Genomic DNA, 19,713 nt, shown 5'->3' with positions numbered 1-19,713 from the left:
ACGCCCCATTTTCAGACATGGGGGGATCGGTCGAATAATATTTTCAACGATGTTAATATCTACGCCGGTGAACGAGCCGTTAGGAAAATTTGTCGGCCGGGGCATTTTTTATCCCCCCTCTTGCGAATTTCCCGCGTCTATCCTGTTAACTCCAGCACAGAGTGGAGCCGCAATGACCGTTTTGGGAATGATGCCGGGATGACGCGTAGGGTTGGGAGCATCTCGCAATGCCTGTTTTATCAGGGTCATTATTGACGATGGCCGTCCCGCATCAGGACCGGGATCTTACCGCATGGATGACGGCCTATGGCCCGGGCTTGCGCCGCTATTTCCGCCGCCGCGCCGACGATGCCGACGTCGACGATCTGGTGCAGGAGGTTTTCCTGCGCCTGCAATCGGCGCAGCTCAGCGCGCCGATCGACAATGTCGAACGCTATCTGTTCGCCGCCGCGCGCAACGCGCTGATCAGTCGTCACCGCCGGCAAAAGGCGCGCGCGAGCCTTTTGCACGACGAGTTCGAAGACGGCATCGAAATCGCCGAGCAACGGTCGCCCGAGCGCATCGTCATCGGGCAACAGGAATATCGCCGCGTGCTCGAGGCGATCCAGAATCTTCCGCCGCGCGCACGCGAGGCCTTTCAATATCACCGGTTCGAAAATCTGACCTATCAGGCCATCGCCCAGCGAATGGGCATTTCCAAGGAGGCGGTCAAAGAACTGATGCACCGCGCCCTCGTGCGCATTGTCGAAGAGATGGAGCCCGACCTGTGAGCGGCAACGACGCCTTCGCTCGCGCCGCGCTTCGCGCAAAGGCGGTACAATGGTTCAACCTCGAACGCTCGGGCGACATGACGGTCGACGACGAACTGCACTTCCTCGAGTGGCTCGATCAGTCCGACGCGCATCGCGACGCCTATCGGCTGGTCGAACGCGCTTGGCTGATTGCTGGAACGATCGCGCAGGAACCCGAAATGCTGTCGCCGCCCGCGGTTGATGGCGATGTAGAAAACCGGCGATCGGGCTGGCGCCGACATCTGGCGCTTGCGGCGTCGCTGCTGCTGGTCTTCGCCGTGGGCTGGTCCGCCTATTTCAACGCGTTCCCGGGCTTCGACACGACACAGGCCCAGCAGTTCCGCACCGGCGTCGGCCAGACGACGACCGTCACCCTTCCCGAAGGCTCGGTCGTGACGCTCGATGCCGAAACCGAAATGCGGCTGCGCGAAACCCCGCGCGAGCGCCGCGTCGACCTGATCGCCGGGCGCGCCTTCTTCCGCGTGGCGCATGATCCGTCGCGCCCCTTCACGGTAAACGCCGGCGGCAAGAGCGTGCGCGCCATCGGCACCGCCTTCGAAGTCAGCTTCGAGCATGGCAATATGGTCGTCACGCTGGCCGAAGGGAAAGTGCGGGTCGAAGAAACCGGATCCGGGTCGGGCAGCGGCACCGACATGGCGCCCGGCGGCCAGCTTGTCATCGGCGCCGACCATAATTGGACGCTCAGCCGGGTCGACGTCGCGAAGGAAACGAGCTGGACCGAGGGGCGCCTTATCTTCATGCGCGACCCCTTGTCCGAAGCGGTTGCCGAAATGAACCGCTATTCGCCGCGAAAGCTGGTCTTCAAGGACGGCAAGATCCCCGAGAAACAGGTCGTCGGCGTGTTCCAGGCGGGCGATGTCGACGCCTTTGTGAAGGCGATGGAATTGAACGGCATCGCGCGCCGGGTCTCGGCGACCGACGACCAGATCCTCCTGTCGGGAAGCGAGTAGCGCCAGTCAGGGCGCCGCTGGCGGGATTCCCGTCGGAATCAGGAACAGCGGTAGGATGCGTGCGATCAGGTCGCGCATCGCGTCGTCGGGCTGGTCGAGCATCGCGCGCACATGCGGGCCGATGACGGCGTCGCCAAACGCGGTCACCGCCATCATCAGCACCGCCGCGCGCACGCGGTCGGGCGCGGCTTCGTCGGTCGACTGGCCGACGATCGCCTCGACCAGCGCGCGCACCGCGGCGCGCACGGGTTCGAGATGTTCGACATCGCCCGACAGGATGATCCACGCCGCGAGCGGGCCCGCGCCGCCCTTGTCGAACGCGTCGAACACGCGATCGGCCACCGCGCGCGGCGCGGCTGCATCGGTCTTCATCAGGTCGACGACATTGCCGAGCGCGTCGGTCAGGTCGCGCACCATCGATCCCATCAGCGCCGACTGCAGCCCCGCCGCCGATCCGAAATGGTGGAGCACGTTGGCGTGCGACATGCCGATCGCCTGCCCCACATTGGCGAGCGTCACCGCGGCGGGCCCGCGATCGAGGAGCAGGCCGCGCGCCGCCGCCAGTCCTTCTTCGCGAACCTCGGCCCCCGAACGCTTGCGCCGTTTCTGATGCGGCCGCGCTTGCTTGTACATGCACTATTTCCTTGCGGCCCCGCGCCCCGCGACGGCCTTCGCCCAAAAGCCTTACCCGAAAGCGGCCGATTGTCACCCTCATCGTCCTGCTTGCCGTTTCGGAAAACACATGATATATACATTGATGTTAATGTAACTTTGATCGCAGAAAGGTTGCACGATGGCCATTCCCCTCCGCACTCCCGACGACATCCGGATCGAAAAGCGCGACCTCAAATTCGGTCGCGAAAACCCACCGCCGCGCTGGTGGCACAGCGGCGATCCCGGCCGCACCGCCTTTTTCAACGCGCTCTCATCGACCTTCCCGGTCGGCGAGAAATTCTTCATGACGTCGGTGCGTCATTATCGCGAGGGCACGCCGCAGCCGCTGCGCGGCCAGATCGACGATTTCCTCTATCAGGAATCGATGCACAGCCGCGAACATGTCGTGTTCAACCGCCAGGCCGAAGATGTGGGCTTCGACATCGCATCGGCCGAGGATCGCGCACGCCGGACGATCGCCTGGGTCAAGCGCCGCTCGCCGATCCAGCAGCTCGCCGCGACCTGCGCGCTCGAACATTTCACCGCGACGCTCGCGCATGACGCGCTCGCCAACCCGGCGCATCTTGGCGGTGCGGCCGAGGAGGCGCGGCAGCTGTGGCGCTGGCACGCGATCGAGGAAATCGAGCACAAGGCCGTCGCCTTCGACACCTATCTCCACGCCGCGCGGACGATGACCCCGCTTCGCCGCTGGCTCAAGCGCAGCACGGTGATGTGCGTGACCACGATGCGCTTTCACTATGTCATCTTTCGCAACACCGCCGACCTGCTCGCACAGGACGGCCGCAATAATTGGGCAACGTGGAAAACCCTTCTGGCATGGCTCTATGGCCGCGACGGGCTGATGCGCGCGCTGCTGCGCGGCGTCTTCACCTATATGAAGCCGGGGTTCCATCCTTGGGAGCTCGACGACCGGCCATTGCTCGAAGAGGCGCTCCGCCTGCTCGAAGCCGGCAAGGCCAGGGAGTTGGCGGCATGAAGCGGGGCCTGCTTCTTCTCGCCGCCACGGCTTTCGCGACGCCCGCCGCCGCCGCCGACATCACCGGCGTCTGGGCGACGGGCAGCGAAGGCGGACGCGTCGAAATCTATCGCTGTGGCAAGGCGCTGTGCGGCAAGGTCGTCGACGCCAAACGCCTGCGCGCCAACCCGGACCTTCGCGACGTGCGCAATTCGGACCCCCAATTGCGTAACCGCAAGCTCAAGGGCCTTGTCGTCCTGAACGGCTTCACTGGCGGCCCGACCGAGTGGAAGGGCGGTCCCGTCTACGATCCTGAATCGGGCGACGGCGCCGCGAACGGCCGGCTCAAACTGCTTCCGGGCGGCAAGCTCGAACTCAAGGGCTGCATCGCCTTTTTCTGCCGCACCAAGATATGGACCCGCGTCGGCTAGCGCATGATTTATCTTTAACTGAATAAGCTGTGTGCTCCCGCGAAGGCGGGAGCCCATCTCCGATCGGTGCTATTTCGAGCTGGCCGATGATGGGTCCCCGCCTTCGCGGGGACACAGGAACCTTCGCGATGTTTAGAACACTGCCAGCCCATCCTCAGTGCTTCAGATACTGGCTCGGCGGGACGCCGAAGGCACGGCGGAACATCGCGGCGAAACCGCTGGGGCTGTCATAGCCGACGTCATAGGTAACCTGCGTGATCGACGCGCCGGCGGCGAGCAGCGACAGCGCCTCCATCAACCGCACCTGCTGCCGCCAGACGGCGAGCCCCATTCCCGTTTCCTGTTTGAAACTGCGCGTGAAGGTGCGCCGCCCCATCGCCGCGAGCGCCGCCCAGTCGTCGATGTCGCGCGGGTCCGAAGGGTCGGCGATGATCGCGTTGCAGACGCGCAGCAGACGCGGGTTCGACGGCATCGACACCTGATAGGGCGCGTTGGGCATCCGGCCGATCTCGTCGAGCAGCAGCGCGATGATCCGTCCCTCGCGCCCGTCGATGTCGTAAAGCGCGGGAAAATCGACGACCTCAAGGATCAGCGATTTGACGAGGGTCGACACTTCGAACACGCGGCATTGCCGCTCATGCTCATGCCCCGCGCAGGGCAGATAGAGCGTGCGCAGCGAGACCGGGCCGCGGCACGCGACCTCGTGCCGGGTTCCGGCCGGAAGCCACACCGCGCGCTGCGGCGGGATCACGAAGCTCGTCTCGGGCGTGCGCACCGACATCACGCCCGCCGAGGCGTAGAGAATCTGGATATGGTCGTGGCTGTGCATCGGGTCGATGAAGCCCGCGGGATATTCATCCTGCAGCGCCATCACCGGACGGTCGGTCGTCAGAATATCGACACTATGCTTCATGGCCCGATCCTCGCGAGTCTTGGACAAGTGATCAATATAGGCCATGCGCGTCGCTGGCCAGCGGTGATGGCTCCGCTGGCCTGTCCGCTGCGGTGATTGGCCCGTTCGGGCGATAGATGGGGCGGCGCAGCGGCTATCAGGCGATCAAGGACAGTTTCCGCAAAGGATTATCAAATATGTCAAAGGGCTTGAGCGCCGTGCAGGACGACATGGCCGACCCCGATATCCGCCGCTTCGTCGATGCGATCAACGCCGCCTATGCCGAACATGCCGCTCCCGTCGGCGCAGGCATGGCGGTGCGCCGCGCGGTCGCCGAACGCGTGCGCCGTCCGTGGCGGGAGGGTGGCCCGATAATGGCGGAGACGCGTGAAATGGACATGGGCGGCGTCCGCCTGCGCCTCCACCGCCCGGTCGCGGACGAAAAGCTGCCAGTGATGCTCTATATCCACGGCGGCGGCTGGATGTTGTTCAGCATCGACACGCACGACCGGCTGATGCGCGAATATGCCGCGCGCGCCGGGATCGCAGTGATCGGCATCGACTACAGCCTCTCGCCCGAAAGCAAATTTCCCGTCGCGCTTGAGGAATGCGCCGCCGCGCTCGACTGGATCGCGGCGCAGGCCGACGCGCTGAACCTCGATTCGCAGCGGGTGCTCATCGGCGGTGATTCCGCGGGCGCCAACCTCTCGGTCGCCACCTGCCTGCTGCAGCGCCAGCGCGGCCGCCCGCTGCCCGCCGCGATGCTGCTCAACTATGGCGCCTTCGCCCCCGAACGCACGCCGAGTTATGCGCGCTTCGGCGCGGGCGATTATTCACTCGAGGCAGACGAGATGGATGCCTTCTGGGCCGCCTATATCGACGGCTCCGAACAGCTCGCCGATCCGCTCGTCGCGCCGCTGCGCGCCGACCTGACCGGGCTCCCGCCCGCCTTCCTCGCCATCGCCGAATGCGACATATTGGCCGATTGCAACGACGCCTTCGCCCGAAAGCTCGAAGAAGCCGGCGTCCCGACCCGCGCCGTCACCTACCAGGGCGCGACGCACAGCTTCCTCGAAGCCGTTTCGATCGCACCGCTCGCGAGCCGCGCGCTCGACGAGCAGGCGGCGTGGATCCGTGATACGCTGAAGGCATGACCGCTCCCTACGAACCACGCGATGCCGCCGACGTCAGCCAGCTCATCAGCGACTATCCGCTCGCCTGGCTCGTCTCGCGCGACTTTCACGCGAGCCCGCTGCCGCTGCTCGCCGAGACCGGCGCGAACGGCTCAGTGACGGCGCTGTTCGGCCATTGCGGGCGGCGCAATCCGCTCGTCGCCGATTTCCGTGCCGACCCGCGCGGGCTCGTCCTCTTCACCGGCCCCGAAGCCTATGTCCCGACGACCTTGCTGTCGAAGCCCGACTGGGCGCCGACTTGGAATTATGCCGTGCTGCGTTTCACGGTCGAAATCGAGTTTGTCGAGGACGAAACGAAGGACGCGATCGAGCGGCTCGTCGCGAGGATGGAAGACGGCGCCTGGTCGACAGCGAGCCTCGGCGCCCGCTATGAAAAGATGCTCGATCAGATCATCGCCTTTCGCGCGCATGTCCGCTCGGCCGAGCACCGCTTCAAGCTCGGGCAGGACGAAAGCGCAGGGGGCTTTGCCGAGATCGTCGCGGGCCACAGCGACCGGACGCTCGCGGCGTGGATGGAAGGACAGGCAAAAAGGTGAAGCTCTTCTTCGACGATCGCCAGATGGCGCATGCGCCGTCGCGCGAACTGCACAATGGCGACTGGGTGCCCTATGCCGAAAATATCGAGCGCCCGCGTTCGATCGTCGATGCCCTTACCGATTGGCGCCCGGTGCGCGACTTCGGCATGGCGCCGCTGCTCGCCGTGCACGACGCCGATTATCTCGCCTTCCTCGAACGCGCGCATCGCGACTGGATCGCGGCAGGTCGCAATGGCGATGCGATCGGCTACACCTTTCCGATCAGGCGCCGCCGCCCGCTGAGTTTCAGGCGTATCGATGCCGATCTCGGCGCCTACAGCTATGACGCCGGGACGCCGATCGCGGCGGGAACATGGCAGTCGGCCTATTGGTCGGCGCAGGGCGCGCTGACCGCGCTCGACCATCTGGCGACGAGCGGCGAGACACACGCCTTCGCGCTCTGCCGCCCGCCGGGCCACCACGCGGGCCGCGACTATATGGGCGGCTATTGCTACCTCAATAACGCCGCGATCGCCGCGCGCGCGGCGCAGAACCGCGGTCTCGGCCCGGTCGCGATCCTCGACATCGACTATCACCACGGCAACGGAACGCAGGACATCTTCTACGAAGATCCCGACATCTATTTCGCCTCGATCCACGCCGACCCGCGTACCGACTATCCCTTCTATTGGGGCCATGCCGACGAGCGCGGCGAAGACGCTGGCGAAGGCGCCACGCTCAACCTCCCCCTGCCCCGCGGCACTGACGGGCGAAGCTATGCGCCCGCGCTCGATACCGCGCTGGCCGCGATCTCGAAATGGGGCGCAAAGTTTCTCATACTGTCATTCGGAGCCGACACCCACAGCAGCGACCCGATCTCGAGCTTCGCGCTCGAACGCGCGGATTATGTCGAACTCGCGGCCCGCATCGCCGCGCTCGGCGTCCCGACGCTGATCGTGATGGAGGGCGGCTACGCCGTCGGCGACCTCGGCAAGAATGTTGCTGCGTTCATTTCGGGGTTTCAGGCGTAAAGCCCGCTTGGGAGTGGGACGCGGACGTCCCCTAATTCGTCACCCCGGGCTTGACCCGGGGCCTGCCTTTTCTTTTCGACGTTGAGCAGGAGGAAGGCGGGTCCCGGGTCAAGCCCGGGATGACGAGAAATATGATGGCCGCTTCCAACCGGAACCGGTCACTCCCAAAAAATGACCGCCCCGCCCTTCCAGCGGGGCGGCCCTTCCTATCGTCAATCCAGGCTGAAACGCACCGTCGCGCCGATCGTGCGCGGCCGGGCGACCGAGCCGGCGAAGGCGAAGGGCGCGTTCAATATGCCATATTGGTTGAACAGATTCTTCGCGAACAGCCCAAGCTCGATCCGGTCGTTCACCGTCACCGACGCGTTGAGGTCGACGAGGTGGAAATCGCCCTTCTCCAGCGTCCCCGCGAAATCGACGGGCGCGCTCGACAGATAGCGGTGCGCGATGCCGAAGCGCGGTTTCAGCGGCGCGTCGGCAAAGCTCAGATCGAGCGAGTTCGACAGCGTCCATTCGGACGCGCCCGGCAGCCGCGTTCCCTTGGCATAGCCGCCGCCGGGCGCGAAGCTGTCGGGCAGCAGCGTCGACAGGCGTGCGTCGTTGTAGGCGATGTTCGACGAAAAGCTGAGGTTGCGCGTCGGCCGCAGGTTCAGGCTGATCTCGACGCCGTCGATGTCCGCCCCGCCGCCATTCACCGTATAGGCGTCGAAGTCGACCGGGGTGAACAGACGCGCCTGGATGTTGCCCCAATCGATATGATAGGCGGTGACGTCGACGCTCAGCGTCCGGTCGATCAGGTCGAAGCGCGTCCCGATCTCGTAATTCTTCGTCGTGTCGCTTTCGAATGTCAGCGGCAGGCCGGGAACGGCGGCCGAATAGACGTTGACGCCGCCGATGCGGAAACCCTCCGAATAAAGCGCATAGACCATGAAGTCGTTCGACGGCTTGTACGTCAGCGAGACTTTCGGGATGAAGTCCGAATCCTTGTCCGCCGCGGGCGCGAAGTCGAACGGGTCGACCAGATTGGCGTTGGGAAGATATTGCAGGCGCGGACGCGAGCGATATTCGAACAGGCGGCCGCCGACGGTCAGCGTCAGCGCGTCGACAATGTCGAACGACGCCTCACCGAAGATCGCCTTTTCGGTCACCCGGTTGCTGCTGATCGTCCGCGTCGCGAGGTCGCCGGGGGCAAGCTCGCTGCCCGGCTGGCCGTCGAATTCGCCCGGGTTCGCGTCGATATAATCGGCGATGCCCTCGATAAAGGTGCCGTCGGTGTTGTTCGACCGCAGCCGCGTGTAATTGGCGCCGAGCAGCCAGCGGAACCGCCCGCTATCGGGCGACGCGAGCCGCAATTCGCCATATTCGGTCTTCGACTTGCCGTTGCTGCTCGCGAGTTCGGGGGTGTCGGTGCGCGGATCATTGCCGTTGAAGATCGAATTGTCGAACGCCAGATCGGCTTTCTTCTCGGTATAGCTGCCGACTGCCGTGAGGGTCGCGAAGCCCAGATCCTGCTCGATCCTGAGGCTGTGCATCATGAAGCTCGTGTCCTGATATTCGGCCACGTTGGTCGCGCGCTCAAAGGTCTTGGGCGGACCAAAGATCACATAGGTCTGATCGTCGAGATCATATTCCTGATACATGCTCAGCGCCGAGATGCGCGTCGTCTCGGTCGGGGTGAATACGATCGACCCGCGCAGACCGCGCACGCGAAGGTCGTTGCTGCCGTCCTCGCCGAGCAGCGTGTTGTCGAGATAGCCCGCGTCGTACCGCTGGAGCGCGACGAGGCGGACCGCCAGCTTGTCGGTGACGATCGGCACGTTGACCATCGCCTTGGCCGCATAGCTCGCTTCGCCCGCGCCCTTGGTGGTCGCGAGATTGCCCTCGAACCCGACGTCGAACCGGGCGGGATCGGCCTCGTTCACCACATAGTTGATCGCGCCGCCGAGCGAGGAGGAGCCGAACAGCGTGCCCTGCGGCCCGCGCAGCACCTCGACGCGGCTGACGTCGAAGCTGTCGACATCGGGGATGACGAGCGGGAAGCCCGGCTCGATCAGCGGCACTTCGTTGAGATAATAGCCCGTCGTCGCCTGATTGGCTTCGTGATAGGTCGACGAGGCGACGCCGCGGATCACGACTTCGGACACGCCGGGCTGATAGTCGTTGAATATGACGCCGGGGACGCGCGTGATATAATCGGAAAGGCTCTGGGCGTTGAGTTTCTGCAGCGTCGCTTCGCTGACCGCGCTCACCGATCCGCTGACGTCGCGCACCGACTGTTCGCGCTTGGCGGCGGTGACGACGATCTCGTTGTCGTCGGTTTCCTGTGCCAGCGCCCCTGTCGCATGGCCCAGCGCCAGGACCGAGATACCGCACGCGGCGACCCGCCGGATCGATGCAAACCCCATTTCTGCCTCCCTTTTGATATTGCCTATTGGTAGGAAAATCCGATCCTCAAGCTATCATGCGAAATTGGCGTGTCGGCGATGGTCGGGCCATAATCCAGCCGGATTGGGCCAGCCGACGAGCGCAGGAAAGCGCGGTTTCGTGGGTGCTTGCAGCCAATTTGCCCGATCGATGGAGCGGGCGGCCTGATCGGCGCAGTAAGCCATCGGCGCCGCCATAGACTGGACGGAACATCCCCGTCGATCGAAAGAGGGTCGCATGCACAGCATCGGAAATACTGGTCGCAGATCGTTTATGAGCGGTGCCGCGATGGCGGCCTTCTTGCTTGGAAATCGCGCTGTTTGGGCCAAGTCTTCGGCCGAACGCTGGCCCGCGGTCGCGCCGCCGCAATCGCCGCGCATTTCGGACGTGATCGAACAATTGGGCCGCAAGCGCGACGACGCCTATAGCTGGATGAAATTCATCCCCGCGAGCGGCGAACGCAGCCGCACCAACCTGCCCCCCGCCGTCGCGAAAATGCTCGCCGACGAAAACGCCTATGCCGAGGCGGTGCTGAAGCCGACCGAAGCCGAGCAGGCCGAACTGGTGCGCGCGATGCTGGCGCGCGGTTCGGATGCCGCAGCGGCGCCCGCGCTCGAAAAAGACGGCTGGATTTATGCGTCGGCGATCCCCCCGGGCGCCACCCACGCGCGCTACACCCGCCAGCGCGGCGGCGGAGAGGCCGAACTGCTCGTCGACGAAAGCGAGCGCGCCGAAGGCCAGCCCTATTTCCGCAGCACCGGCCACCAGCCGAGCCCCGACCACCGCTGGTTCGCCTGGGCCGAGGATGTGATCGGCAACGACCGCCACCGCATCTGCATCCGCGACAACGCCAGCGGCGCGATCCGCACGATCGTCGACAAGGACGCCTATGGCTATGGCGGGCTCGTCTTTTCGCCCTCATCGCGCTGGCTGTTCTGGATCTGGCGCGACGCGCGCAACCGGCCGACGCGGCTCTATCGCACCTCGGTCGACGGCAAGGTCACCGACCTCGTCTATGAAGAGAAGGACCCGGCGATCTTCATGCAGGTGAAGCGCACCGCGGCCGACGGCTTCGTCGCGCTGACGCTCGCCGGTCCCGAGACCGCCGAAGTCCGCCTCGTGCCCGCGCGCGACGAAACCGCCGCGCCCGCCACGGTCTGGCCGCGCAAGGTGGGCGTGCGTTACGAAATCGACGAATGGGACGGCAGCCTCGTCGCGCTGACCGATCTCGGCGACGCGTTCGACATGCAGCTACTGCGCCTCGATCCAAAGAATTTCCGCACACTAGGCGCGCTCGTTCCGCACCGCGCGGGCACGCCGATCCTGTCGATCCTGCCCTTCGATCGCGCGCTCGTGCGCCTCGAACGCGCCGAGGGCCTGCACCGCCTCGTCATCCTCCGCGCCGACGGATCGGAACAGGCGATCGCGTTCGACGATCCCGCCTATGCGGTCGAACTCCCGCTCGAACAAAGCTATGATGCCGCATCGGTGATGATCGCGCACCAGTCGCCCAAATCGCCGCGCCGCTGGATCCGCGTCGACCTCGCGAGCGGCGAACAGACGGTCGTCCGGCAACAGCAGGTCGAAAACTTCGACCCCGACGATTATCAGGTCGAGCGCCTGTTCGCCCCCGCCCCCGATGGCGAAATGGTGCCGGTCACGCTGCTGTCGCGCCGTGATGCGCCCAGGGACGGCAAGGCGCCGCTCCTCCAATATGGCTATGGCTCCTACGGCGTCCCGAGCGATCCCGAATTTTCGATCCCCGCACTCGCGCTCGTCGATCGCGGCTGGCGCTATGCGATCGCGCATGTCCGCGGCGGGTCCGAAAAGGGCCGCCAATGGTTCCTCGGCGGCCGCAAATTCACCAAGCGCAACAGCTTCACCGATTTCATCGCCTGCGCCGAATATCTCGCCGCCGAAGGCTATACGGCGAAGGGCAAGGTCGTCGCCTATGGCCTCTCGGCCGGCGGGCTGCTGGTCGGCGCGAGCATGAATATCGCCCCGACGCTGTGGGGCGGCGTGATCGCCGAAGTGCCGTTCGTCGACATGCTCAACACGATGAGCGATGCCGCGCATCCGCTCGTCCCGCTGTTCCGTCCCGACTGGGGCGACCCGCTCGCCGACCCCAAGGCCTATGACTATATCGCGTCGATCTCTCCCTATGAGAATGTCCGCGCCGCCCCCTATCCGCCCCTGCTCTGCACCGCCGGACTGAAGGACGATCGCGTGTCCTATTGGGAGCCGGCGAAGCTGGTCGCCGAGGTGCGGCGGCAATCGACGAGCGGCAATCCCGCGATGCTGATGACCGACATGGACAGCGGCCACCAGGGCAGCGCCGACCTCGCGAGCGAATATAAGGAAAAGGCTCTGTTCTGGGCGTTCGCGATGCGCTGCGTGAGCTGAACCGTCAGAAGCCCCGGAATGCGGGCACCGGCGCGAACATCAGCAAAAGGAAACCATAGGCGCTCGCGAGAAGGAGCAGCACGCCGGCGGCAGCGACGAGCCACTCGGCGCGAAGGCGGCGGACCAGCCAGGCGCCGATCGGCGCCGCGATGATCCCGCCGATCAGCAGCCCGATGGCGGCGGTGCTGAAGCTCTGCCAGCCCATCGCGCCGATGAACCCCGCAGCGATCGTCACGCTCACGAAAAACTCCGACGCGTTGACCGTGCCGATCACCATGCGCGGCTCGGCCCCCTGAGCGAGCAGGTTCGCGCTGACGATCGGACCCCAGCCGCCTCCGCCCGACCCGTCGGCGATCCCGCCTACGAGTCCCAGCGGCTCGACGAATTTCAGGCTGCGATAGGTTTGCGGGCGCCGCACGCCGCGCCAGAGCAGATAGATGCCGACCGCCCCCAGATAGGTGAGCACGACCGGCCGCGCGATGCTGTTGTCGATGTTGGTGAGCAGCCAGACGCCGATCAGCCCGCCGACGATACCCGGCACGACGAGCCGGCGGAACAGCCGCCAGTCGACATTGCGCTGCATCGCATGGCTCAGCCCCGACACACCGCCGGTGAAGCTTTCCGCGACATGGACCGCCGCCGACGCCGATACCGGCGGCAGCCCGAGCACGAGCAGCAGCGCGGTCCCGATGACGCCGAATGCCATGCCGAGCGCGCTGTCGATCAGCTGCGCGGCAAAACCCACGGCGATGAAGGGCAGCAACACCCAGAGCGTCAGCCCGTCGAAGACGGTCATGGCGCGGCTTTCCGCCGGCGCGCCGCCTTGCCGGTCCTGCGCGTCAGGAGGAACGCCCCGGGAAAGCCGAGCGCGATCAGCGACAGCACCCCCGCGAACACCGGCTCGGCGCCCGCCAGCCATGGCAGTACGGCCGCCCAGATCGAAACGCCGAGTATGGTGAGCAGCGTCTGCTCCTGATCGATGTCGCTATCGAGCCCGAGCGGCACGCCGCGCGCATCGGCGCGCAACGCCTCGAGCCGCCGTGCGACGGGGCTGTGCGGCGTCGCGCGGCGCCCCGGCGTCAGCGACGAGACGACCGACCCCAGCCCCGCGCCAACGAGCCGGACGCCGACCGCGCGCGCAAAGGCGCGCGGCTCGTCGAGCCGGTCGCCGATCGAGCGCAGGCTGAGCCGGCCGCCGAAGACGAGGTCGATCAGCGCGTCGCCGGTCACCCCCCTGATCGGCCGCGCCTCGGCCGCATGACTCGCCTCGATCCAGTCGAAGATCGCATCGGGGACGTCGATCCCGCACGCGCGCTCGAGCCCCTGAAACCCCGGCGCGCTGTTTGCCTCGCAGATCCGGTACCCTTCGTCGTCGAACAAAATGTCGATCCCGGCGACCTCCAGCCCCAGCGTGTCGGCGGCATGCGCGGCAAGATCGGCCATCTCGCCCGTCGGCGTGTATGCGACCCCCATACCGCCCAGCGAGACGTTCGATTTGAAATGACCCGCAGGCGAGCGCCGCTCCATGGCGGCGATCACCCGCCCGCCGATCACGAGCACGCGCACATCGCGGCCGTGGCTCGACCGGACATAATGCTGGAACAGGAAATCGGCCTTGGCTTCGGCGCTTTCGAGCAGCCCCGCAAGATCTTCGAACTGGCTGCGATCCTCGCATTTCAGGACGCCCGTCCCGCGGGTGCCGCGCAGCGTCTTGACGATCACCGGAAAACCCAGTTCCTCCTCGACCACATCGACCCCGATCGGGAATTTGCCGAGGATCGTCGCGGGGATCGGCAGCCCGGCGCGCGCGAGCCGCTGCATCGTGTGCAGCTTGTCGGCGACAAGGTCGATCGCCTCGGGGCCGTTGATGAGCCGCACGCCGCGACGCTCGAAGTGGCGAAGCACTGCGAGCGTGAAATAGTCGGTTTCCGCCCCCGTCCGGCACAGGATGAAGTCGGGCCGTTCGAGCGAATGGCCCTCATAATGGACCGACCAGCCGTCGACCGGCGCCGCGACGATATCGAAATTGTGCGGCTTCAGGACGTGGAGCTCGATTCCGCGCGCCGCGGCGCTTTCCTGAAAGCGCAGAATCTCGGGCACCTCGGGCAAGGCGGGGTCGAGGTCGCGCGCGAATAAAATCCAGCCCAGCAAAGCTCGCTCCTTCGAAAATCGCCCCGCTAAGTGCCAGAAAATGCGCCGCCCGCGCAATCATTCACGCGACCTCGCGCGCTAAACCGCTGTTTTGACGCGCCGATTGCACGGATCGTCGCCGGAACAGGTCCGATTCGGTTGGAAAATCCCGCTGCCACGAGGTGTGTCGGCCTTAAACCTGTTCGGCGACGCTCGTTAAATGTCGCATGACCACCAAAGCGACAGCATCGAACGAGCCGGTAGGGCGGCTCCTGGGTTGGCTGGGGCTTCGCCACCCACGCGGCAGCGCCCCCGATGGAGGCCTTGCGCCCCCCGACCCCGGCGGCCCGCGCCATCTCGCGCGCGAGGCGCGTTACGAGCTCGCCGCTTCGATCACCTCCTTCCTCGTCGACAACGACCTCGACGTCTCGCCGACGAACCTCCTGATCGCGCACGGCGCCTTTTCGGGGCGCAACCCGCGGCTCGCCCGCCAGATCGTCGCGCAGGCGCAGACCGCCGAGGGTATCAGCCAGAAATGGCTCAACGAACTCGATGATCAGGAAGCGGGCCAGCCCGACCGCGTCGAACTCGACCGGCTGATGACGCGGCTCGAAACCAATATCGAGGCCTTTCAGGCGAACACCAAGGAAGCCCGGTCCGTCACGAGCGACTATGGGACCGAGCTCGAACAGCATGTCACCGACCTCGAACAGCTCGAAAAGACCGGCCGCATCGTTTCCAGCCTCGCCGACCTCGCGAAAGTGATGCTCGACCGCACGCGCAAGGCCGAGGATGACATGCGCAAGAGCGAGGACGAGGCGAAAGCGCTGCGCCGGAGCCTCGAACGCGCCAAGCGCGACGCCGAGCTCGATTATCTGACCGGCCTGCCCAATCGCCGCGCCTTCGAGGTCCTGCTCGATCGCCACCACAAGGAAGCGCGTGCCGCGGTCGAACCGCTGAGCGTCGCCTTTTGCGACATCGACGAGTTCAAGAAGGTCAACGACATCCACGGCCACGAGGCGGGCGACCGCGTGATCAAGGCGATCGCCGACACGCTGGCGCGGATCTCGAACGATCATTGCCATGTCGCGCGCCACGGCGGCGAGGAATTCGTCATGCTGTTTCGCGGCCTGACCCCGACCGAGGCCGCCGCGAAGCTCGACGACGCGCGCGAGGCGCTCGCAGACCGGCGGCTGATCAACCGCAAGACCGACGAGCCCTTCGGCCAGATCACTTTCTCGGGCGGCGTCGCCGACGTCTTCGGCTATGGCGACACGCGCGCCGCGCTCAAGGCCGCGGACGAGGCGCTCTACAAGGCCAAGGCCGCGGGCCGGAACTGCATCCGCATCGCCGACCCGGCCTGAAACACCTATTCCCGCGAGGGGGCGGGAGCCCGCGGGCGGTCGGCACCAGAGCCGGCCGCCCGTGGCAGTTGTTACGCCGTCGTCGCCGGACGCGTCGTCGTCCACACCCCGAAACTCGCAATGATCGCATAGCAGATCAGCGGAACCGCCAGCGCGAGACGGATGTCGCCGCTAAGATCGGCCACCGTGCCGAACAGAAACGGGACGATCGCGCCGCCGATGATCGCGGTGCACATGATGCCCGATCCCTGCGGCGTCCGTTCGCCCAATCCCTCGGTTGCGAGGCTGAAGATCGTCGGGAACATCAGCGAATTGCAGAAGCCTACCAGAATCAGCGCCCAGCCCGACAGCGCTCCCGTGGTCACCGCCGACAGGATGATCAGCGAAATCGCGCCGGCCGCAAAGGTCGTGAGCACCCGCCCCGGCTTCGCCAGTCGCAGGATGAAGCCGCCGAGCAACCGGCCGACCAGCGCGCCCAGCCAGTACATCGCAACCAGCTTGCCCGCCGCCTGGAGCCCCAGCCCCATCACGCTCGGCTCGGCGAGATAGGCCATCAGGTTCGAACCGATCGCCACTTCGGCGCCGACATAGACGAAGATGCACAGCGCGCCGAACTGGACGCGGCGGTTGTGGGTCAAGAGGCCCCAGGTGCCCTCGAGCTTCACCGCGTCGGTCTTGGCGTGGTCGATCGCCGAACGATACATCCAGAACACCGCCGCGATCGCCAGCATCAGCACGCCGAGCCACATATAGGCGGTCCCGATCGAAGCTCCCTCCGCGACGCGATAGGCCTGAATTTGCGCCTCGGTGGAGGTCTCGGCGTCGATCGGCTGCTCATCGCCGAGCAGGAAGGCCGCGCCGCCATAGACCATCAGGAACACGCCGATCGAATTGAATGCCTGCGCAAAGGTCAGCCGGCTGTGCGAGGTCTCGACAGGTCCCAGCGTCGTGATCACCGGATTCATCGCAACCTGCAGGACCGTGATCCCCGCACCGATGCAAAAGAGCGCCGCGAGGAAACCGGGATAGGACGCCGCCGCCGAAGCCGGGATGAACAGGAAAGCGGCCGCGGCCACGATGATGAATCCGAGCACGAAGGTGCGGATATAGCCGAGCTTCGACATGATGATGCCGGCGGGGATCGAAAAAGCGCCATAAGCGATAAAGAACGCCATCTGCACGAGGTTCGCCTCGGCATGCGTCAGGTGGAACATCGGCTTGAATTTACCGACGAGCAGGTCGTTGATATTCGTCACCCCGCCCAGCAGGAAAAACACCGCGAAAGCGAGGATCAGCACCACCCGGGTGCTGCCACCGCTCCTGCCCGGCTGTCCGGCCGCGTTCGGTTCCGCACTCGTTGCGACATTCGGCACTAGTGCCATTTCACTCTCCCCAACCTTTTTTTCAGGCTAACCCGCGCCCGGTCTTGTCATTTTGCGGCGGGCGGGCAAGGCAGATTCTCGCCGACCGCCTCGACATTCGTATTCAGCAGCGTCGCGGCAAAGCCCTTGTCCGCCTTGACCGTCACCGCATTGTCGACCTGCCGCAAATTGGCCCCCGCATCGGCGAAGCAGCGCAGCGGTATCTTGATCGTCGAAACCTGTCCCTGCGCCGCCTTGACCGCCGCCGAAACGTCGAATGCTCTGCCGCCGAGCGCGAGGCTGACCGGCGCGCTGCCGGCGGCATCGATCCGCCAGTCGACGCGCAGCGCGAAGCTGTTGTTCAGCTGGCGCGACAGGTCGGCATAGGGTCCGGTCAATTCGAGCGTCGCGGGGCCGGTCCAGGTGAAGCTCTTGCCGTCCTCCTGCGCGCGCACGTCGACCGAGCGCGCCGCGAGCATGCCGCCGGGGCTCGCGATCGGTGCGGACTCGACGGGGCGCTTGCCGCCCGCGTCGGTGATCGAAAGTGCCCACGGCGCCCGCGCGCGGCCACCCGAGAAGAAATTCTCGACGTTCAGCGCCGCCGAAATGTCGACGCCCAGCTCTTCGGAAAGCTGCGGCACCGTCGTCGTATCGCCATATTTCAGCCCGTAGCCGACTGCGAACTGCGGCTTTTCGACCGGCGAGCGCGCGTCGGAGGGCCAGGCAAAAGGCAAGGTGCCGGTAAAGCTGCGCACCGTCTTGCCGTCCTTGCCCGCGACGAGCACGTCGGCGACACCGGCGCCCTGCGAGCCCGGCAACCAGCCCGCGACGAAGGCGTCGGCGGCGTTGATTTCGGGATTGGTGAACATCGGCCGCCCCGACAGGAAGAGCGCGACGACCGGAATACCCGCGGCCTTCAGCTTCTTGAGCGTCGCCAGATCACTGGCTTCGGTCGGCTGATAATCGAGCGTCGCGACGTCGCCCTGGAACTCGGCATAGGGCGCCTCTCCGAACACGACGATCGCGACGTCGGGCTTTTCCTTGAAAACGCCATCCTCCGACAGCGTGGCGACCCCGCCCGCATCGCGCACCGATTTGTTCAGTGCTTCCCAGATCGTCTGCCCGTTCGGGAAATCGGAGCGCACGACGTCGGTGCCCTGCCAGCTGATCGTCCAGCCACCCGACTGCATCGCCATATTGTCGGCACCGGGCCCGGTGACGAGCACCCGCGCGCCGGGCTTCACCGGCAGGACGCTGCCGTTGTTTTTCAACAGCACCAGCGACTTGGCGACCGCTTCGCGCGCCACCGCCAGATGCTCGGGCGTGCCGACCGCCTTCACGACGCTGCGGTCGACATGGCCCTCGGGAAACAGGCCGAGCTTGTATTTCACCCGCAGGATACGGCGCACCGCATCGTCGAGGCGCGCGGCGGGGATCGTGCCGTCCTTCGCCTGTTTCAGCGTCGTTTCGTAAAGACCCTTCCAGCTGTCGGGCGCCATGAACATGTCGAGCCCGGCGTTGATCGACTGCGCGCAATCGGTGACGCTGCACCCCGCGACCTGCCCATGGCCGTTCCAGTCGCCGACGACGAAGCCTTCGAAGCCCATCTTCTTCTTGAGGGCGTCGGTGAGCAGCCCCTTGTTGCCGTGGTGCTTGATCCCCTGCCAGCTCGAAAAGCTCGCCATCACGGTCAGCGCGCCGGCGTCGATCGCGGCGGGATAGCCTTGTCCATGCTTCGCGATCAGTTCCTTTTCATCGATCTTCGCATCGCCCTGATCCTTGCCCTCGAACGTCCCGCCGTCGGCGAGGAAATGCTTGGCGGTCGCGGCGACATGGCTTGCATCGATGGTCTTACCTGCCAAGAGCGGCCCCTGCAGCCCCAGCACCATCGCTTTCGCATATTCGGCGACGAGCTGTGGGTCGGCGGCATAGCCTTCATAGCTGCGGCCCCAGCGCAGATCCTGCGGCACGGCGAGCGTCGGCGCGAAGGTCCATTCGATGCCGCTGCCCGCGATTTCGGCCGCGGTGACCGCGCCGATGCGCTGGATCAATTCGGGATCGCGCGCCGCGCCGAGCCCGATATTGTGCGGGAACAGCGTCGCGCCCGGGATATTATTATGTCCGTGGACCGCATCGACACCGAAAATGATCGGGATCGCGACGCCGTTCGCCTGCGGTTTCATCGAGACGGCGCGAAATTCGCCGACGAGCTTCGCCCAGTCGGCCGCGCTCGATCGTTCGTTGCCGTTCGGCCCGCTGTTACCGCCCGCGAGGATCGATCCGAGCGGATAGGTTTCGAGATCCTTGGGCGTGATCGTGCTGATGTCGCCCTGAATCAGCTGGCCAACCTTCTGCTCGATCGTCATCTTCTTCAGCAGCGCATCGATGCGCGCCTCGGTGGCGGCGTCGGTGATCGCGGCGGGGCTCTTCGCCGCGGGCCAGAGTTCGGGATGGACGGCCGCGGCCTCACCTGCGTCCTGCGTTGCTGCCATTGCGGTTCCCGTCAGAAGCAGCGCAGTCGCGATCACCATTGCCTGTCGGCGCATCGTCTCTCCCATCCCTCATATGTGAACGTTA

16 protein-coding genes are annotated in these 19,713 nt (G+C 65.7%); 9 read left to right on the top strand and 7 right to left on the bottom strand.

From position 1 onward, the window contains the following. The first annotated feature begins 257 nt into the window (after nucleotides 1-257). Entirely contained in the window at nucleotides 258-770 is a 513-nt protein-coding gene (locus VFG17_RS14290) for an RNA polymerase sigma factor (protein WP_325030053.1), read from the top strand. Next, the gene (locus tag VFG17_RS14285; protein ID WP_325030052.1) at nucleotides 767-1,762 is read left to right on the top strand and encodes a FecR family protein; all 996 of its coding nucleotides are present in this window, start codon (nucleotides 767-769) and stop codon (nucleotides 1,760-1,762) included. Before VFG17_RS14290 ends, VFG17_RS14285 begins: the two co-directional genes overlap by 4 nt. Nucleotides 1,763-1,768: 6 nt before the next feature. Here VFG17_RS14285 and VFG17_RS14280 read toward each other — a convergent pair whose 3' ends face one another. Further along, nucleotides 1,769-2,395: a TetR/AcrR family transcriptional regulator gene (locus tag VFG17_RS14280; protein WP_325030051.1), complete on the bottom strand. Its 627-nt coding sequence runs from the start codon at nucleotides 2,393-2,395 to the stop codon at nucleotides 1,769-1,771. 160 nt (nucleotides 2,396-2,555) lie between these two features. On the opposite strand from VFG17_RS14280, the gene VFG17_RS14275 reads away from it, so the two are divergent. Beyond that, nucleotides 2,556-3,413, top strand: coding sequence for a metal-dependent hydrolase (locus VFG17_RS14275; protein WP_325030050.1), 858 nt, complete (start codon nucleotides 2,556-2,558; stop codon nucleotides 3,411-3,413). Then, the gene (locus VFG17_RS14270; RefSeq protein WP_325030049.1) at nucleotides 3,410-3,823 is read left to right on the top strand and encodes a DUF2147 domain-containing protein; all 414 of its coding nucleotides are present in this window, start codon (nucleotides 3,410-3,412) and stop codon (nucleotides 3,821-3,823) included. Before VFG17_RS14275 ends, VFG17_RS14270 begins: the two co-directional genes overlap by 4 nt. Before the next feature lie 154 nt (nucleotides 3,824-3,977). Here the strand turns inward: VFG17_RS14270 and VFG17_RS14265 are convergent, their stop codons facing one another. Next, nucleotides 3,978-4,736: a helix-turn-helix transcriptional regulator gene (locus VFG17_RS14265; RefSeq protein ID WP_325030048.1), complete on the bottom strand. Its 759-nt coding sequence runs from the start codon at nucleotides 4,734-4,736 to the stop codon at nucleotides 3,978-3,980. A 176-nt stretch (nucleotides 4,737-4,912) separates the two neighbouring features. On the opposite strand from VFG17_RS14265, the gene VFG17_RS14260 reads away from it, so the two are divergent. From VFG17_RS14260 to VFG17_RS14250, 3 genes are read left to right on the top strand one after another with little or no spacing between them, the layout of a single operon-like run. Further along, nucleotides 4,913-5,869 carry an alpha/beta hydrolase gene (locus VFG17_RS14260; protein ID WP_325030047.1) on the top strand — a complete coding sequence of 319 codons (957 nt, stop codon included), beginning with the start codon at nucleotides 4,913-4,915 and terminating at the stop codon, nucleotides 5,867-5,869. Beyond that, nucleotides 5,866-6,444, top strand: a complete 579-nt coding sequence (locus VFG17_RS14255; protein WP_325030046.1) for an FMN-binding negative transcriptional regulator — start codon at nucleotides 5,866-5,868, stop codon at nucleotides 6,442-6,444. The genes VFG17_RS14260 and VFG17_RS14255 overlap by 4 nt, the downstream gene beginning before the upstream one ends. Beyond that, complete coding sequence (locus VFG17_RS14250; RefSeq protein ID WP_325030045.1) at nucleotides 6,441-7,454, top strand: histone deacetylase family protein; 1,014 nt, start codon at nucleotides 6,441-6,443, stop codon at nucleotides 7,452-7,454. The genes VFG17_RS14255 and VFG17_RS14250 overlap by 4 nt, the downstream gene beginning before the upstream one ends. 212 nt (nucleotides 7,455-7,666) lie before the next feature. Here VFG17_RS14250 and VFG17_RS14245 read toward each other — a convergent pair whose 3' ends face one another. Continuing rightward, on the bottom strand, nucleotides 7,667-9,859 hold the full coding sequence (locus VFG17_RS14245) for a TonB-dependent receptor (protein WP_325030044.1): 2,193 nt from the start codon (nucleotides 9,857-9,859) through the stop codon (nucleotides 7,667-7,669). A 292-nt stretch (nucleotides 9,860-10,151) separates the two neighbouring features. Here VFG17_RS14245 and VFG17_RS14240 point away from each other — a divergent pair, with 292 nt between their 5' ends. Further along, nucleotides 10,152-12,281: a S9 family peptidase gene (locus tag VFG17_RS14240; RefSeq protein ID WP_325030043.1), complete on the top strand. Its 2,130-nt coding sequence runs from the start codon at nucleotides 10,152-10,154 to the stop codon at nucleotides 12,279-12,281. Between the two features lie 4 nt (nucleotides 12,282-12,285). Here VFG17_RS14240 and VFG17_RS14235 read toward each other — a convergent pair whose 3' ends face one another. Next, entirely contained in the window at nucleotides 12,286-13,077 is a 792-nt protein-coding gene (locus tag VFG17_RS14235) for a sulfite exporter TauE/SafE family protein (protein ID WP_325030042.1), read from the bottom strand. Continuing rightward, a complete protein-coding gene (locus VFG17_RS14230; protein ID WP_325030041.1) occupies nucleotides 13,074-14,432 on the bottom strand; it encodes a RimK family alpha-L-glutamate ligase in 1,359 nt (452 codons plus the stop codon). Before VFG17_RS14230 ends, VFG17_RS14235 begins: the two co-directional genes overlap by 4 nt. A gap of 206 nt (nucleotides 14,433-14,638) precedes the next feature. On the opposite strand from VFG17_RS14230, the gene VFG17_RS14225 reads away from it, so the two are divergent. Next, nucleotides 14,639-15,775 carry a diguanylate cyclase gene (locus VFG17_RS14225; RefSeq protein WP_325030040.1) on the top strand — a complete coding sequence of 379 codons (1,137 nt, stop codon included), beginning with the start codon at nucleotides 14,639-14,641 and terminating at the stop codon, nucleotides 15,773-15,775. A 71-nt stretch (nucleotides 15,776-15,846) separates the two neighbouring features. Here VFG17_RS14225 and VFG17_RS14220 read toward each other — a convergent pair whose 3' ends face one another. Both VFG17_RS14220 and VFG17_RS14215 read right to left on the bottom strand, forming a co-directional pair. Next, nucleotides 15,847-17,157, bottom strand: coding sequence for a sugar MFS transporter (locus VFG17_RS14220; RefSeq protein ID WP_325030039.1), 1,311 nt, complete (start codon nucleotides 17,155-17,157; stop codon nucleotides 15,847-15,849). A gap of 47 nt (nucleotides 17,158-17,204) precedes the next feature. Beyond that, nucleotides 17,205-19,682: a glycoside hydrolase family 3 protein gene (locus VFG17_RS14215; protein WP_325030038.1), complete on the bottom strand. Its 2,478-nt coding sequence runs from the start codon at nucleotides 19,680-19,682 to the stop codon at nucleotides 17,205-17,207. Nucleotides 19,683-19,713: the final 31 nt, after the last annotated feature.

The sequence above is a fragment of the Sphingopyxis sp. genome, from assembly GCF_035686825.1.
Lineage (GTDB): Bacteria > Pseudomonadota > Alphaproteobacteria > Sphingomonadales > Sphingomonadaceae > Sphingopyxis.
This window is presented reverse-complemented; position numbering and strand designations above follow the sequence as displayed.